The sequence below is a fragment of the Arthrobacter sp. NPDC093125 genome, assembly GCF_044754225.1.
In the GTDB taxonomy this organism is placed as follows: Bacteria; Actinomycetota; Actinomycetes; order Actinomycetales; family Micrococcaceae; genus Arthrobacter.
This window is the reverse complement of the sequence record NZ_JBIVOQ010000029.1, coordinates 1-1,343: the sequence shown is the minus strand read 5'-3', so window position 1 is coordinate 1,343 and position 1,343 is coordinate 1. Positions and strand designations below refer to the sequence as shown.

Sequence of the window (1,343 nt, the reverse complement as noted above, 5' to 3'; positions counted from 1 at the left end):
ATGCAGGAGGGTGACCTCGACCGGAATCTGATTCCACGAGAGCATGGGAATATGGCCCGCACGAATGGCGAGTGGTCCGCGTTTGAGAGAGCGCGCGCCAAGGAAATCGCTGAACACCAGTCCGAAGTGGAACAGCTGAAGAGCCGTGTCCGGGAGCTTGAGGGTACGAATGAAGCTTTGGGAAAAGCTATCGGGCTCTTGCACGGGTTGAGCGTGCCAGAGCCCGACACGGCTCCGACGAACGATCCAAAAGGTTCATCGAAGCGGAGAACCTCCTCGTCCGGGACCTGAAAGAGCTCACCGGCTCGCAGCGGCAAGCCCTCAAGTTCGCGGGTGTTTCGCGCTCGACATGGCATTACCGGCAGAATCCACGCGCGCGGGTGCAGGACCCGATCGGGCAATCGGAGCGGGCCTACGAGTCGCGGATCGGCACCCGGGATCGTGACCAGATCTCGCAATACATTCTGGAGGGCTGGGCCGATCAGGTCTCGGTTGATCATTCCTTCGCGGCAGCCTGGGACGCCGGGGTGATGCTCGCGTCCCGGCGCACGTGGTGGCGGATCGCAGCCGAGATCGAGGACCAGATGCTCCGCCCGAGAGTCCCTACCAGGAGCGGGAACAAGCGGCCCCACCGGGAGAAACCGGTTCTGATGGCCACCCGCCCGGGCCAGGTCTGGTCCTGGGATATCACCGATCTGTATTCGCCGTGGCAGGGAAAGACCTTCAAGGCCTACTCGGTCTTGATATCTACTCCCGGCAGATGGTTGCCTGGCGGGTCGAGGAACGCGAAGCCGACCACCTGGCCGTGGAAATGTTCAAAACCGCGATGGACCGGCACGGAGCACCCGAGGTAGTCCACGCGGATTCGGGGCCAGCGATGAGATCGAACCTGCTCCGCGATGCCCTCACCACCCGCGGTGTGGCACTGTCACACAACAGGCCCTACGTCTCGAACGACAACCCCTTCTCTGAATCCGGATTCCGGACCATGAAATACCGGCCAAGCTACCCGCGCGTGTTCAAAGAAGTCGAGGCTGCCAGGGCGTACCTTGACGACTACGTGCCTTGGTACAACACCCAACACAAACACTCCGGCATCGCCCTCTTCTCGCCTTCCCAGGTCCACGACGGCTCATGGAAAGAGCTCTGGAAAACACGCGATCACGCTTTACAGCGCTACTACGACCGAAATCCCGAACGATTCCGCCAACGACCCACTACACCAGCCCCCGCCAGCCACGCCGGCATCAACCTCCCGGCAACAAAAACAGCCAACCAGCCACCCCAGTGACTCCACACAGCTTGACAATCTGCGGGCCTGCAGGAAGTGAGAGAGCGTCCGG

At 61.7% G+C, this 1,343-nt stretch carries 3 protein-coding genes; 1 reads left to right on the top strand and 2 read right to left on the bottom strand.

Features of this window, described 5'->3' with window-relative positions:
• Positions 1-204 (bottom strand): hypothetical protein (locus ACIP9X_RS21795; RefSeq protein ID WP_400481832.1); only part of this gene is annotated, 204 nt, incomplete at its 3' end.
• A gap of 292 nt (positions 205-496) precedes the next feature.
• The gene (locus tag ACIP9X_RS21790; protein WP_400481831.1) at positions 497-691 is read right to left on the bottom strand and encodes a hypothetical protein; all 195 of its coding nucleotides are present in this window, start codon (positions 689-691) and stop codon (positions 497-499) included.
• 15 nt (positions 692-706) lie between these two features.
• Here ACIP9X_RS21790 and ACIP9X_RS21785 point away from each other — a divergent pair, with 15 nt between their 5' ends.
• On the top strand, positions 707-1,291 hold the full coding sequence (locus ACIP9X_RS21785) for a transposase (protein WP_400481830.1): 585 nt from the start codon (positions 707-709) through the stop codon (positions 1,289-1,291).
• The last annotated feature ends 52 nt before the right edge of the window (positions 1,292-1,343 follow it).